This is a genomic window from Spirosoma spitsbergense DSM 19989 (genome assembly GCF_000374085.1).
GTDB classification, from domain to species: Bacteria; Bacteroidota; Bacteroidia; order Cytophagales; family Spirosomataceae; genus Spirosoma; species Spirosoma spitsbergense.
In genome coordinates this window covers 1-1,252 of record NZ_KB893537.1, presented here as the reverse complement: position 1 = coordinate 1,252, position 1,252 = coordinate 1, and the positions used below count along the sequence as shown (strand labels likewise).

Annotated in this window: 3 protein-coding genes; all 3 read right to left on the bottom strand. The window is 52.8% G+C overall.

Annotated elements, in window-relative coordinates; translation table 11 throughout:
• Nucleotides 1-482: relaxase/mobilization nuclease domain-containing protein (locus tag B157_RS0114020; RefSeq protein ID WP_020603942.1), on the bottom strand; the 482-nt coding region annotated here is incomplete at its 3' end.
• On the bottom strand, nt 479-835 hold the full coding sequence (locus B157_RS0114015; RefSeq protein ID WP_020603941.1) for a plasmid mobilization protein: 357 nt from the start codon (nt 833-835) through the stop codon (nt 479-481). The genes B157_RS0114020 and B157_RS0114015, both read right to left, overlap by 4 nt.
• Nucleotides 836-1,010: 175 nt before the next feature.
• On the bottom strand, nt 1,011-1,252 hold a 242-nt coding region (locus tag B157_RS0114010; RefSeq protein WP_026308692.1), incomplete at its 5' end, for a hypothetical protein.

The following is a 1,252-nucleotide window of genomic DNA, read 5'->3' as shown; positions in this document are numbered from 1 at the left end:
CCCAGCCGATAACCTTGCTCCTTCATCAGCGTTAGGCGGTGCTGCTGCTCCATCGCCCGTAGTAGCTTCTCGGACCGACTAAAGTTATGGCTGTCGCTGACCGTGTGCCCGTCGTTGGCCACCCGGTTGGCAATGATGTGAAAATGCGTGTGGGCGGTATCGTAGTGCTGGATCACCACGTACTGCGATTGGTCCAGGCCCATCCCTTTCAGGTAGTCCGTCGCCACCTGCTCAATAAGCTGCGGTTCCCGTAGAAGCCGGGCCTCGTCCTGGGGATCGAAGCTGACCGCCGTGTGCCAGACGCTGCGGCTAAGTTCCGGATTAAGCATAGCCTGACGGGTGAAATCGGCGACCATCCCCTTTAGCTCGTAATCGCGCACGCCCTGACTTAGTAAAACCTGACCTTTGCCTAGTTCCACTTTTTCCATGTTGTACTGACAGCAACCCTTGAAGCTGCGGCCAACGCTGGTTTTGGCGATCATCCCTCGGCGGATTTGTTTAGGAGTTGACTCAATTGGTGCAGCAGCCGATTGGCTTCAATGGCAATACTGCGGATACCATCGGCATTGGCTTTATGAGCGATTTGGTTGAGATTGCTCCCTAACCGGGCCACCTGGTTCAACGTCTCGTTCTCCTGGGCAGTCAGCCGGGCTTGGGCCTTGCCGGTAAGCACCATTTGCCGACCGTAGTCCGACAGATTCAGGCCCGCTTTCTCAGCTCGTTTACTCAACGCTAACTTCTCGATCTTGGTCAGGCAAACCGTGATCTGCTGGTCGCGTTTGGTCACGCTGGGCGGGCGACCACCCTTCTTTTTAATCGGTTCAGACGGATTCATAGCGAACAAAGTGAGCGGGTTTTGTACCCCCGACAGTCGGAGGGGGGACAGCCGTTTAAGCCCGGAAAAACAACGCGCAGCGGAGGTTTTTTAGGGCTTAAACATGGCTGGCTACTCAATCAGACCAGCAAAGTTAGCACGCGCCAGCTTTTTCGCAAACGAACCTGTAGTGTGCTTAGAAATAAAGGTGTAAGACTTGATCGATGACGGTAAACGTCACCACTCGATCTAGGTTGTAAGGCTGGCCACCGACTTGAATATATTCATGACCAAAACTCCACTCTTCACTTTGATCATGAAGTTTAGAGTCACCAAAACGACAGATATTAATCTGTTTAATTTGATGCTCGTTAATCAAACGCTGTAGCCGCTGGACCATACGTTCACCTGGCATTGGAAAGGGAAAAGAAGAAGTCT

Coding starts and splice junctions, on each gene's coding strand:
- B157_RS0114015 (WP_020603941.1), bottom strand. CDS start 835: ATGAATCCGTCTGAACCGATTAAAAAGAAGGGTGGTCGCCCGCCCAGC.